At 46.7% G+C, this 12,112-nt stretch carries 11 protein-coding genes; 3 read left to right on the top strand and 8 right to left on the bottom strand.

All coding sequences use genetic code 11. The features are described from left to right. Positions 1–3: 3 nt before the first annotated feature. The 6 genes from RTV33_RS03255 to RTV33_RS03230 all read right to left on the bottom strand — a co-directional run bounded on the left by RTV33_RS03255 (position 4) and on the right by RTV33_RS03230 (position 6,206). Complete coding sequence (locus tag RTV33_RS03255) at positions 4–447, bottom strand: YhcH/YjgK/YiaL family protein (RefSeq protein WP_312641500.1); 444 nt, start codon at positions 445–447, stop codon at positions 4–6. Between the two features lie 20 nt (positions 448–467). After that, positions 468–1,508 (bottom strand): ABC transporter ATP-binding protein, encoded by a 1,041-nt coding sequence (locus RTV33_RS03250; protein WP_312641498.1) that lies wholly within the window; start codon positions 1,506–1,508, stop codon positions 468–470. After that, positions 1,498–2,508, bottom strand: a complete 1,011-nt coding sequence (locus tag RTV33_RS03245; RefSeq protein ID WP_312641496.1) for an ABC transporter ATP-binding protein — start codon at positions 2,506–2,508, stop codon at positions 1,498–1,500. Before RTV33_RS03245 ends, RTV33_RS03250 begins: the two co-directional genes overlap by 11 nt. Positions 2,509–2,523: 15 nt before the next feature. Continuing rightward, positions 2,524–3,444 (bottom strand): ABC transporter permease, encoded by a 921-nt coding sequence (locus RTV33_RS03240; protein WP_312641494.1) that lies wholly within the window; start codon positions 3,442–3,444, stop codon positions 2,524–2,526. A gap of 15 nt (positions 3,445–3,459) precedes the next feature. After that, positions 3,460–4,419, bottom strand: coding sequence for an ABC transporter permease (locus RTV33_RS03235; RefSeq protein ID WP_312641493.1), 960 nt, complete (start codon positions 4,417–4,419; stop codon positions 3,460–3,462). A gap of 83 nt (positions 4,420–4,502) precedes the next feature. Then, positions 4,503–6,206, bottom strand: coding sequence for an ABC transporter substrate-binding protein (locus tag RTV33_RS03230; protein WP_312641492.1), 1,704 nt, complete (start codon positions 6,204–6,206; stop codon positions 4,503–4,505). A 310-nt stretch (positions 6,207–6,516) separates the two neighbouring features. Between RTV33_RS03230 and RTV33_RS03225 the strand changes: the two genes are divergently transcribed. After that, positions 6,517–7,398 carry a MurR/RpiR family transcriptional regulator gene (locus RTV33_RS03225; protein WP_312641490.1) on the top strand — a complete coding sequence of 294 codons (882 nt, stop codon included), beginning with the start codon at positions 6,517–6,519 and terminating at the stop codon, positions 7,396–7,398. A 279-nt stretch (positions 7,399–7,677) separates the two neighbouring features. Here RTV33_RS03225 and RTV33_RS03220 read toward each other — a convergent pair whose 3' ends face one another. Both RTV33_RS03220 and RTV33_RS03215 read right to left on the bottom strand, forming a co-directional pair. Next, positions 7,678–8,280 (bottom strand): TetR/AcrR family transcriptional regulator, encoded by a 603-nt coding sequence (locus RTV33_RS03220; RefSeq protein WP_312641489.1) that lies wholly within the window; start codon positions 8,278–8,280, stop codon positions 7,678–7,680. Between the two features lie 118 nt (positions 8,281–8,398). Next, positions 8,399–10,207 carry a flavocytochrome c gene (locus RTV33_RS03215; protein WP_312641488.1) on the bottom strand — a complete coding sequence of 603 codons (1,809 nt, stop codon included), beginning with the start codon at positions 10,205–10,207 and terminating at the stop codon, positions 8,399–8,401. A gap of 434 nt (positions 10,208–10,641) precedes the next feature. Between RTV33_RS03215 and RTV33_RS03210 the strand changes: the two genes are divergently transcribed. Further along, positions 10,642–11,127 carry a GNAT family N-acetyltransferase gene (locus tag RTV33_RS03210; RefSeq protein ID WP_312641487.1) on the top strand — a complete coding sequence of 162 codons (486 nt, stop codon included), beginning with the start codon at positions 10,642–10,644 and terminating at the stop codon, positions 11,125–11,127. 31 nt (positions 11,128–11,158) lie between these two features. Further along, positions 11,159–12,034 (top strand): DMT family transporter, encoded by an 876-nt coding sequence (locus RTV33_RS03205; RefSeq protein WP_312641486.1) that lies wholly within the window; start codon positions 11,159–11,161, stop codon positions 12,032–12,034. Positions 12,035–12,112 lie beyond the last annotated feature (78 nt).

Genomic DNA, 12,112 nt, shown 5'->3' with positions numbered 1-12,112 from the left:
CCCCTATTGCCTGCATTTGATGATGTATTTAAAGTACCTGCCGGTCTGCCCTGTATGGATGCAGGGCTTGTGCCCCTCACCGGGCAGCATTACATAAAACATGCCGGCGGGCACCGCAACAATACAGCCCTTTCCGCTGCCCCTGTGGAATGAGCAGTCCTCTGTCTCATTGTATTCCTGTACGGTTTCCAGTTCAGAAACCGCGCAAAAACTCACCTCTTCGCCGCCCTCTAATACAAACATCACATCGGCGTATTCGTGGTGGGCTTCAAAATCCTTGCTTTCCAGCGGGGTCGTCTCGCCCGAAACTGCAAGCAGAAAGCCCCCGTCAAACTCGTACCTGCCCTCCGATAGCTTCCCCTTGCCCTCTAAGTAGCGCAGGGCGTTTGCCAGGTTCTTTACGCTGCTGGTATAGCGGTTGGCGTTGCTGATTTGATCCATTATCATCGTTAAAAACTCTTTTCTGTTCAGGATTGTTCGCTTAGCGGAGTTGCTTGCTGTTGTTCTTCCATCAGGTGGCACGCTACAAAATGTTCTTTGCCATCCACCATGTATTTTTTCAAGGCCGGAATATCGGTCTTGCAGCGATCCATACAATTCTTGCATCTTGGGTGGAAGGTACAGCCGCTTGGTGGCTTGGCTGGGCTGGGCACGTCGCCCTCCAACACGATGCGCTTCGACTTTTTGTCAAGGTCTGCAACCGGAATGGCGGAAAGCAATGCCTTTGTATAGGGGTGCAGGGTATTCTCATACAGTGCCTCGGCGTCCGCAATCTCCACGATTTTCCCAAGGTACATAACGGCAATGCGGTCACTGATGTATTCCACAACGCTGAGGTCATGGGTAATGAAGATATAAGTAAGGTTCTTTTTCTCCTTGAGTTCCTTGAGCAGGTTGAGCACCTGCGCCTGAATGGAAACATCCAGCGCGCTCACCGCCTCGTCGCAGATGATCAGCTCGGGCTCGACGCTCAAGGCGCGCGCAATGCCAATCCTCTGCCGCTGCCCGCCCGAAAACTCGTTGGGGTAGCGATCCATATACTCACTGCGCATATTTACCTGCTCCAGCAGGTCGCCAATAATTTTTCGGCGGTCTTCCCGCTTTGCAACACCGTTTTGCTTGAGAGGGTCCTCCAGCGAACCAAAGATGGTAAACGCGGGGTTTAAGGAAGATTGGGGATCCTGAAAGACGATTTGTAAGCGTTTGCGTGCCAGCTTCATTTCCGCAGATGTTAGCTTTTTGAGGTTTTTTACGCCGATGTTTCCGCCAAAATTGTAAAGCATTTCGCCGCCGGTAGAATTTATGAGCTGTAGGATGGACTTACCAAGCGTTGTTTTACCACAGCCGCTTTCGCCTACCAGGCCCAGTGTTTCGCCCTTGTAAATATCAATGGTGACATCGTCAACCGCTTTTACGTAGCCCACCGTTTTTTTCATAACGCCTTTTTTGATTGGAAAATAGGTTTTGGCGTTTTTCAGGCTAAGTAAAACTTCTTTTTTATTTTCCATCTGCTACCGCCTCCTTGTAGTTGTGGCACCGTACACAGTGGGTTCCCGAGACAATTTCCTCCCCGGGCATAACCTCGCATTTTGCATTGTAGTAGTCACAACGCGGTGCAAACTGGCAGCCGACGGGGCGGTTGTACGGGTCCGGTGTAACACCGCGGATGGGCTGGATATCCTGATTGTGCCCCTTGCCGAGCACAGGGATAGAGCGGAGCAGTGCTCTGGTATAGGGGTGATGCGGGTGACGGAGCAGCTCCTCCGCGGTGCCGCTTTCCACAATATTGCCCATGTACATAACCACAACGTCATCCGCCAGCTCGCTTACCACGCCCATATCATGTGTAATGAGCATGATGGCAGTATCGTTTTTTTTCTTTAGGGTCTCCATTAGCTCGAAAATCTGCGCCTGTATGGTAACATCCAGTGCGGTGGTCGGCTCATCCGCAATGAGCACCTTGGGCGAGCACGCCATTGCCATAGCAATCATAGCACGCTGGCGCATACCGCCAGAAAACTGGTGCGGGTACTCCCTTGCGCGTTGTGCCGGCGCAGGAATGCCCATATCCTCCAGCAGTGAAACCACCTTTGCATCCACGCGTTTTCTATTGCGCTGCTTGTAGTGCTGGGTAAGCATTTCTTTAATCTGAAAGCCCACGGTGTACACCGGATTTAGCGCCGTCATAGGGTCTTGAAAAATCATGGCTATATCCTGCCCGCGCAGATTGCGCATTTCTTTACCGTTCTTTTCCAGCCTTTCAATGTGAATATTCTCTTCGCCCTTGTGGTAGATGATTTCACCCTCTTCTATGCGGGAGAGATCGGGCAGCAGGCGCATAATGGAGGAGGCCGTTACGCTTTTGCCGCAGCCACTTTCACCCACGATGCACAAAGTTCTGCCCTTTTTGATTTCAAAGGAGACTCCGTTCACCGCCTTGTTGCATCTGCCGTTTTGATAGAAAAAGGTTTTTAGGTTTTTAACAGAAATTACGGTATTGTCGTTCACTTGCTTTTCCTCCTTCTACCCTTGCTGTGACGGATCCGCGGAATCGCGCAAGCCATCGCCGATAAAGTTAATGCTGAGCACAAACAGAGAGATGACAATGCCAACGGGAAGCCATATCCACCAGTTTTCTTTGAGAATGGTGAGGTCGTTTGCTACATTGAGGATATTGCCCCAAGTGGGAACCTCCATGGGTACGCCCAACCCAAGGAAACTCAGCGCCGCCTCCTGCAAAATGAACATCGCTGTACTCAAGGTAATGTTTACCGCAATGGGGCCAATCGCGTTGGGCAGCATGTGTTTGAATGCTATTTTAAAATCACTTACCCCGAACGCCTTGAGCGCCTGCACATATTCTTCCTCACGCAGCGAGAGCATGCGTGCCCTTGCCATGCGGTAAACGCTGCCCCAGCCGGTAATAACAAAGATTAAAATAAGGTTACTCAACTTCTGCCCCATGATAGCGACCAAAAGCAGCACCAATATCATCTGAGGGAATGCCATGAATACCTCTGAAATTCGGAATACGAGTGCGTCAAACCAGCCGCCCTTGTAGCCGCCGTAGCAGCCCAGCGCCACACCGATTAACGCCGCGCCCAACGCGCTGCCCAGCCCCACAAAAATAGAGACTCTGCCACCGTATAGCACGCGTGCAAATACATCCCTACCGATTTTATCCGTACCAAAAATGTGCTCCACACTGGGGGGCTGCAGGGTGTTTTTCATGTCCATCGTTTTATAACTGTACTGGGTGAAAAGCGGCGCGCCGTAGGACATTACAATAATAATCAGCAGCAGGATGGCCCCGACAACAGCCAGACGATTGTTGAGCAGCTTATGGAGGGCACGGCTGCCTTTTTTCTTTTTATAAAGGCCTTGCTCCTCCATTGCCTTAATTTTATCCATTTTTTTGTTTAGTTTTATTTCGGAACGTTTCATTGCCTTTCCCCCTCCTTAATCAAGTCTTACACGAGGATCCAGCACAGCGGTAAAAAGATCAACCAGAAAACTGGCAAGCAAAACCGCCGTTACGGATAACAGTGCAATCATCATAACGACAGGGGTATTTCCGCCTCGGATTGCCGCTACAAATTCATTTCCTACCCCGGGCCACTGGAAAATCTGTTCTATTACTACCGAGCCGCCAATGAGTACCGGAAGGCGGAAGCCAACCAATACGATGACCGGCGTCAATGCTACTCGGAAGCCATGTACAAGGTTTACTCGCCATTCGGGTAAGCCCTTGCTTCTTGCTGTTCTTATGTAATCCTTATTAATCGAATCCAGCATACTGGAGCGTGCGTAACGCATGACGCCCGCCGTCATTGCAATTCCAAGCACCAGTGCGGGAAGTATCAGGTGCGGAAGTCGATCCCAAAATGTTTCATATCCCGGCAAAATTCGACCGCCGATGGGCAGCCAGCCAAGGTTGATGGAGAAAATTAAGAGGGAGACAAGCCCAAAGAAAAATTCGGGAATGGATAGACCGATCATACCTGCAACTGTGAGGGCGTTATCCCCAATAGAACCTTTTTTAATGGCGCTGAGAATGCCCAGAACATTGCCGAGAATGGTGGAAAACAACAACGCTGCTACTGAAAGCTCTACGGTAGCTCCGAGCTTGCTCATGATGATCTGGCTGACAGGTACGCCGCTGGTTAGGCTGTAGCCGAAGTCCCCTCGTAATATTCCGGTGATCCAACTAAAATACCGCACAATAAAGGGGTCATTTAGTCCCAGCGATTCTCGCAGCATCTCCATTTTTTCCGGCGTCATGTTGGCGAGCGCATCCGGTGGAACCATAAAAGAGACCGCATCCCCCGGCATAGCCTCCATACCCAGGAATATAATAAAGGTTATGACCAGCAGCATGGGTATCAGCATTAAAAGCTTGCGGACAGTGTATGATAACATAGCTACACCCTTTTCAATAACATTCTTCAAAAACGGCAGAGCCGCCGTTTGCGTCACTCTGCCGTTTTTGATTTGCTTAACGCTTACTTATGTGGAAATTTGTTGATATACAAAAGCCTTGTGTAACGGATATCAACCGGTGTGACCTTGATGCCTGTTACGGATTTAAGCGCCTGATAATCGCTGGCGGACTTGGTGTATGCATAGTCCACATTGCCTGCGCTGGCGTTTTTTACCAGATTGGGGTCAGACTCGCCGCTGGGGTACATCTGGATCTCTTCGATTTTAGCTTTACCATCGTGGTAGCCTTCAAAAGGAACAAAGGTTGTGTAATCGCCCATTTTTACTTCTTTAATCTTGAAGGGGCCGGAGCCTACGGGAGCCTGGAAGTATTTTGCCTGCTGAACATTGATAGGGTCTATGCCGTCAAAATATTTCTTAGGCAGAGGAGGCAACTGCGAGAAGGTAAGCAGCGCGTTGGGGTCTACTTCGGTAAAGGTAAAGGTAACCTTGTTGCCGTCGATGGTAATACCCTTGATTTCTTCCGCTTTGCCGTCAATGTAGTCTTTGTAGCCGTCAACCTTCTGGAGTGTGGAGCCGATGACACTGTTGAGTGCCGGAACCTTGGTTGCAAACTCATAGCTCCATTTCACGTCTGCGGCGGTAATGGGTTCGTTGTCATGCCACTTAATTCCATCTTTAAGCACAAACTCGAATACTTTACCGTCTGCGCTAACTTTGTACTCGGAAGCAAGCTGACCTTTAAAGCTGCCCAAGGCTGCATCTGCAACCACGAGGTGGTCATACAAAACCTTAGTGCTCATGTGGAAGCCGGGGTTAAGGTACGGCACTTCAAAGAACTCAATGGGTGCGCCGTTGGTTTTCATCAGCTTTTTGCCATTGGTCGCTTCAATATCCAAATTGACAATATCCCAGTCATAGTTAAACTGCTCATTGCCCAGTGCTACATTGCCACGGTTCAGTTTGCTGCTCTCCAGCACATAAACCTGCTGGTAATAAAGCGGCAGTGCAGGCAACATTGCGTTCTCGTACTTTTGCACTTCCATAAAGGCTTCTTTTTGTGCAGCTACATCTGCGAGGTTGTTGGTTTTGCCAATCAGCTCGTCATATTTGTCGTCCTTCGGTGTGTGGGAGTTGCTGGAGTTGCCGCCGAGAAAACGGTTGTAGTACTCATGCGGGGCAAGTGCGCCCACCGCACCGTATGCCATATCCCAATCAACTGCAGAAGGACCGTTTAAAGGGTCGGAAGGTGCTACCCAAAGCTGTGCAGAAAGATCGCCTTCCAGCTTTCTGGCAGTCATTTTCATGCCAACATCCGCAAGATATTGCTGAATTGCAGACATCAGGTCAACGGTTTGCTGATCGCCATAGTAGTAAACCACATCTAGAGTGCGGTTAGAGTCCCACTTGGCTTCTTTGAGGAGTTCCTTTGCTTTTTCCGGATTGTACTTGTACTGCTCCAGCCCGGGTGCTTTCCAGTCACCGTTCGGCATCAGTGAATCTGCAGGAATCGCTGCGCCCTCATACAAACCGGTTGCAATCGCATCCATATCAATTGCATATGCAATTGCCTGACGGATTCTTACATCAGAAAGCGGATTCTCATTGGTAGGGCCTACACCGTTTGCGGGGTCGGCAGGTTTTGCCTCACCGCCGGAAGCGTGTGGAGCTGCCGGTGAGCTACTGGGTGTGTTGCCTCCGGAGCAGGCTGTTGTAAGCGACAGAATCATAACCAATGCCAAAACTGCGCATAAAAGCTTTTTCATTCTGAATCCTCCTGTTAATTTGTTTTTATAGACCTCGGTACGCCTGAATCGCTGTATTAACTCCAGTATATCATTTTAAAAATATTTTTCAATTAATGCATCAAATAAAAATTAGTTTCATTCATTGTGCATATTTCCAGTTTCACCTTTTTTATCTTAAAAACTATTGTACTTTTCGCAAAAGTGTTTTAATATAGGTTATACAGCTGCTTCTTATGCTAAAATCTCTTATATTAATGCGGTTTTATAGGAGTGCTAATGCATCTGCTCGGTTTTATATCATCTATTCTATTAAGAGGAAGTGATTTTCTTGGGAGAAGACATTTTCGAAATTTTAAACAAAAAATACAATTCCTTGACTAAATCTGAAAAAAAAATTGCAAATTATCTTTTCAGTAATAAGGTCGAGGTTATCCAGCTTTCCATTACTGCACTTTCAGAGCAATGCGGTGTTGCAGAGGCGACGATCTTCCGTTTTTGCAAGACGTTAGGCTTTGGCGGCTATAACGAATTCAAACTTGCGCTGGCAAAGTTTATTTTTAAAGAAGAAAATTCCAGCACCGCTTCGGTCAATGCTTCCGGCTCTGTTACCAATTATGGCAAGGTGGACTCTCAGGATACCTTTGAGCAGATGTGCGAAAAGCTTTACAGTACACAGGTAAGCGCACTGGAGCAGACTCTTAAGCTTTTGGACGAAACCTCCATAACCAAAGCGGTGCAGATTTTAAGCCATTCAAAGCGCGTCTACTGCTTTGGGCAGGGCGCGTCGCTTATTATGGCTATGGAGGCATGGGGACGGTTCATCACCGCTTCCCCCAACTTTTTTTATGTTGAAGATTCCCACATGCAGACGATGGCTTCCTCCCTGCTCACCGAGGACGATGCGATCCTCTTTTTCTCCTACTCCGGCGCTACCCGTGAGATTGTGGATGTAATGCGTCTTGCCAACCGTAATGGCTTCAAGGTAATCCTTGTCACAAAATTCGAAAAATCCCCTGCTGCTGCCTTTGCGGACGTCATTCTGCTCTGTGGCTCCAATGAGGGCCCGTTGCAGGTGGGTTCTGTGGCGGCAAAGGTGGCGCAGCTACTCATTATTGACGTTTTGTTCAATGAGTTTTGCCGCACCAACCACGAAATGTGCTACCGCAACATTGAAATTACGGCGGATGCCACCGCCAAAAAGCTTCTTTAATTGATTCCCTTAGCTTTTTATGCGCTAATTTAGGGGAAGCAGCACTGATTACCGGTACGGCTTTGGCTCGAGCACCTTGCTTTTGTGCGTTGCCTCTCATCCAAACCATCTGCGCAAAGTTCATCCTAAAACGTGACGAACAACGTAAAAATACCCGGTTGCTTGATGCAACCGGGTTTAAAAAGCCCTCTTGCAATATATGCAAGAGGGCTTTTTGTGCGTTTGTTATTCTAGTACGGCTGAATACTTTGCGGTCACATCATTGTTTTGTTGTATTGGTTAATCCGTAATATAATCATCTAACGGCTTTATGCCCTTATTAAAAACGATAAAATGGCTTTTAACCGCTTCTACAATATCATAAGAGCCTTCATTCTTTGCCCAGTCGGCAGCATAGCCGCGCATACCAACTAAAACCATTTGAGCTATTTGTGCAACAGAAAGCTCACGGGTTATCTGATTTTTTTGCTGACCGCGTGTAACAACGCCTTCAATGATAATGGAAAGCTTGCGCCGCTGGCTAGAGAGATAGTTGCGGCTTGTATTAATCAGCGGGGCCGTGCTAATTTCCCTGGTAATGGCAACGCCGCTCTTGTGACAGTACAGAGCATACTCCGATACAAAGGTCAGAATGTTCTCCAGTTCATCGTTGCCAAACGTAGGCTGAACACTGTCTTCAAAATAATCATCGATGCCTTTAAACAGTATACGAACTACATCAGACTTTTCATCAAAATAATGATAAAAGGTGCCGATTGATATGCTCGCTTCTCTGCAGATATCACGAATTGTCAAATTCTCATAGCCAAACCTGTTGACAACCTCTATGATGGTCTGAATCAGCTCCTGTCTTTTTTGGCTCTTTTTTGGGCTTTCCCTCACCTTCAGCACCTCCTGTCAAATTTGCCTTTTAGGCAATTATACCACATATTGCTAAAAAAAGATTTAACGCCCGAATATTTTGTCGGACGTTAAATCTATAAAAACTATACTTTAAAAATTACTTAGCCTGTGCAGCCGATGCACCCGCGATTCTGCCAAAAACAAGAATATCGGTAAGCGCATTACCGCCCAAACGGTTTGTACCGTGAATTCCTCCGGTTACCTCTCCGGCTGCATACAAACCGGGAATCACCTTTTCGTTCTTGTCAATAACCTGTGCATCCTTATTAATTTTTACACCACCCATTGTGTGGTGAACAGTGGGAATACGCGGTGCTGCATAGAAAGGCCCTTTATCAATCTTATCTTTGTAAAGTGTTCTGCCAAACGAATCCTTTTCCTTACTATCTACATGCTTGTTAAAGTCCTCTACGGCTGCAGTAAGGTTAGCCGGGTCAACACCTATTTTTCCTGCAAGCTCTTCCAGGGTTTCACCCTTAAATGCGCGGCCTGCAGCAATAAGCTCATTTACCGATTCGTTAAAGTTGTTCTTCTCGTCGCCTGTGGGGTAGTCATGGCTGTCCAATACAATCCACATATGATTGTTCGTCTGTTCAAACAGTGCGGCCGTCATTACATCACGGCGTGCGCCCTCATCAACAAATCGTTTTCCTTCGTCGTTTACAAAGATTCTGTTTTCAACACCCATCTCAATGTTTCCGCTCAGGCTGCCTGTCTCAGGGTCTCCCATCGGCAGCAGTTGAATGTTTTCCATCTGAACCAGCTGCGCATCTACAGCTTCAGCCAGTATAATACCGTCGCCTGTTGCGCCTGCATGGTTTGTAGATTTAACGGAGTCATCAAGCGTAGCCCATTTTGTATTGTACTTCTGGCGCATTTCAACATTTCCGGCAAAGCCGCCTGTTGCCATTACAACACCATTTTTTGCATTGAGTGTAACCTTATTTCCGGTTTCGCCTTCTGCAATTACACCGCTTACTCTACCGTCTTTTACAATAAGCTCGGTAGCCTTTGTATTAAGCATCACTTCGATATTATCATTGGCATCGATGTACTTAGTATAAGTGTTGAAGAAGCCTGTTCCCACAGGATCAACGGGTTTGTGTGCCCTTGGCCACATACCGCCCAGAACTGTAAATGTACCGGGTTTAAACTCCATGCCCATGCCTTTTAGCCATTCTACTCCAGCCCAAGCATTTGTTACAAGTGTGCGAACCAGCTCAGGGTCACCCTGTTTATCGCCGCCCTCAAAGGTTTGGGTATAGTGTTTTTCAACCGAGTCGTCATTGGCAATTGCTGTTTCGCTTCCCTCATCAACAGCGTTGAGTGCACCGCCGGCCAGTATGGTGTTTCCGCCAACCTTTGGCATTTTTTCAATAACGATTACCGAGCTTCCTGCCTGATGTGCTGTAACGGCTGCTGCAAGGCCTGCACCGCCTGCACCAATAACAACAACGTCGGCATCAAGGGTTACATCTTCTGCTTTTTGAGCAGCATCACCCTTTATCGCTTTAAGCGCTTCTGTGTCAGCACCTGCCTGTTTTAAGCAGTCTGTCACCGCAGCTATAATTGCCGAGCTCGTTATAGTTGCTCCTGCTACGGTATCTACGCCAAGCCCCTGAATTTCAACAATTTTGTTAGGAATCTGTTCAATGGGCAGGTCACCGATTCCCGGTGTTTCTTTGTGAGAGGTTACCTTTATGCTTTCAATTTTATCTGCGGTCAGAACAACTTCAACCGCAACATCGCCGCCCATTCCTTTGGCCGCCGCTGTGTAGGTACCAGCTTTAAACTTGCCTGCTTCTGCTTGCGATGATGAGGCACCTTTGCCTGTGCATGCCGTTACAGTAAAAACCATAGCAACAGACAGCAATACACATAGTGCTCGATTTAATAACTTTTTCATTGTGTCTCCTCTTTCCAAACAATTAGAACATCGTTCTATAATGTGTTCGATAAAATAATAACAATGTTTTTGCTTTTTGTCAACATGAAATTAACAAATCATTAAAATTTTCTAATAAAAAGCTGTTACTAATTTCCTTTCCTCTTTTATATCTAACCCTGCAGGATTAAAGCTGAAGAGTAAGCCCTCGCAAATGCTACGCTTTTTATGATATAATAAAACAACATTCAGCCTTTGGCTGAATGCCGCGCGCAGCGCGGTACTTGCCGTTTGGCAAATATGTTTTATTACATCGGAAACGGTCTTTGCGTGCCTTAGCACGCAAACTTGCGCTATGCGCAAGTGCAAAACTGTGTTTTAAGACCGGGTTATGATATAATAAATTGAAACGTTTGCGCATCAAATTTATAAAGCACAATCGGGAGGAGTATACAGTGGAGATTCAAAAGGCAAAATTGAAAGATTTAGAAACCTTGATGGAGCTTTACACAAAAGCGCGCCAGTTTATGAGGGAACATGGGAATCCAACTCAATGGCAAAACGGCCATCCTTCACGCGATTTGATTATTGATGACATTGAAAAAAGCATCAGTTACATCTGCATAGATGCAGGCGAGATTGTTGGAGCATTTTGCCTGCTGAATGATAGAGAGCCCACCTACGAAAAAATCTATGATGGCTCGTGGCTGAACGATAAACCGTATGTGACGGTTCACCGCTTGGCGGCAACAAGCGGACATGGGGTTGCCACCTTTTGCATGAATTGGTGTGTTCATAATTTTGGCAATGTTCGTGCCGATACCCACAAAGACAATATACCAATGCAAAAAGTTTTTGCTAAAACAGGGTTTAAGCAGTGCGGAACGGTTTATGTGGAGGACGGTACACCGCGTATTGCATATCAAAATTCACAAGGCTAAGTGCTAAACTGACAGATAGGATATACGGGATATGATGAAAAAAAGTCCGGAACTAAAGCTGACCATTGCAATGCTGATATTCGGAAGCATAGGGATTTTTGTAAAAAACATTACTCTGCCAAGTACCGTCATTGTTTTATGGCGCACAATTATAGGCAGCATTTTTCTCGCAACGGTGCTTTTACTGAGGAAACAACCGATTGATAGAAAGGGCATTCGAAAAAATCTGCCTCAATTAATGGTTGCCGGAACTGTTTTGGGGGGCGGTTGGGCTTTTTTGTTTGAAGCCTATCGTCATGCTACGGTGAGCGCGGCAACATTGTTGTATTATAGTGCACCAATTGTGGTGTTTTTGCTCTCATCCATCCTCTTTAAGGAGAAAATAACCTGCAGCAAAGCAGTTGGTATAGCAGCGGCTATTATTGGCATGATGATTATCAATGGTACAAGCGTTAACGGAGCCGATTCCTCACTTGGAGTGATCTATGGTCTTACTGCTGCACTGTTGTATGCCACGCTGATGATAGTCAACAAATTTATAAAAGGCCTATCCGGCTTAGAAAGCACGTTTATACAACTGTTGATATCGTCATTCGTTATGGCGGTATATGTTATTGTTACAACCGGTAGCATACTGCATATACCTGCCGGAAATGATCTCCTACTGGTTGTTGTTGTGGGTATCTTGCATACCGGCATTGCCTGTTACTTATATTTCTCGTCCATGCAGGAGCTGCCGGGGCAGACCATCTCTGTTATGAGCTATATCGATCCATCCTCTGCACTGATTTTTTCTGCGATTTTTTTGCATGAAAGGCTATCTGCGCTGCAAATTGTGGGTGGATTATTGATTTTGGGAGGAACTGCCTTTAATCAGTTGTTCAACGCAGATCGAGCTGTAAAATGAGCATTTTCTAGGATGCTGTTACCAAAAGCCTTCTTGCACGATATCGTGTGAGAGGGTTTGCTTTTCCAACTGTATGGA

The organism is Hydrogenoanaerobacterium sp., assembly GCF_032017025.1.
Lineage (GTDB): Bacteria > Bacillota > Clostridia > Oscillospirales > Ruminococcaceae > Hydrogenoanaerobacterium.
Note: the sequence above shows the minus strand (reverse complement) of the source record. Positions and strands in the feature narration are given on the sequence as shown.

What these genes read in the sequence shown, in the direction of transcription:
- RTV33_RS03250 (WP_312641498.1), bottom strand. Translation starts at nt 1,508, where the DNA reads ATGGAAAATAAAAAAGAAGTTTTACTTAGCCTGAAAAACGCCAAAACC.
- RTV33_RS03230 (WP_312641492.1), bottom strand. Translation starts at nt 6,206, where the DNA reads ATGAAAAAGCTTTTATGCGCAGTTTTGGCATTGGTTATGATTCTGTCG.
- RTV33_RS03205 (WP_312641486.1), top strand. Translation starts at nt 11,159, where the DNA reads ATGATGAAAAAAAGTCCGGAACTAAAGCTGACCATTGCAATGCTGATA.
- RTV33_RS03255 (WP_312641500.1), bottom strand. Translation starts at nt 447, where the DNA reads ATGATAATGGATCAAATCAGCAACGCCAACCGCTATACCAGCAGCGTA.
- RTV33_RS03235 (WP_312641493.1), bottom strand. Translation starts at nt 4,419, where the DNA reads ATGTTATCATACACTGTCCGCAAGCTTTTAATGCTGATACCCATGCTG.
- RTV33_RS03240 (WP_312641494.1), bottom strand. Translation starts at nt 3,444, where the DNA reads ATGAAACGTTCCGAAATAAAACTAAACAAAAAAATGGATAAAATTAAG.
- RTV33_RS03215 (WP_312641488.1), bottom strand. Translation starts at nt 10,207, where the DNA reads ATGAAAAAGTTATTAAATCGAGCACTATGTGTATTGCTGTCTGTTGCT.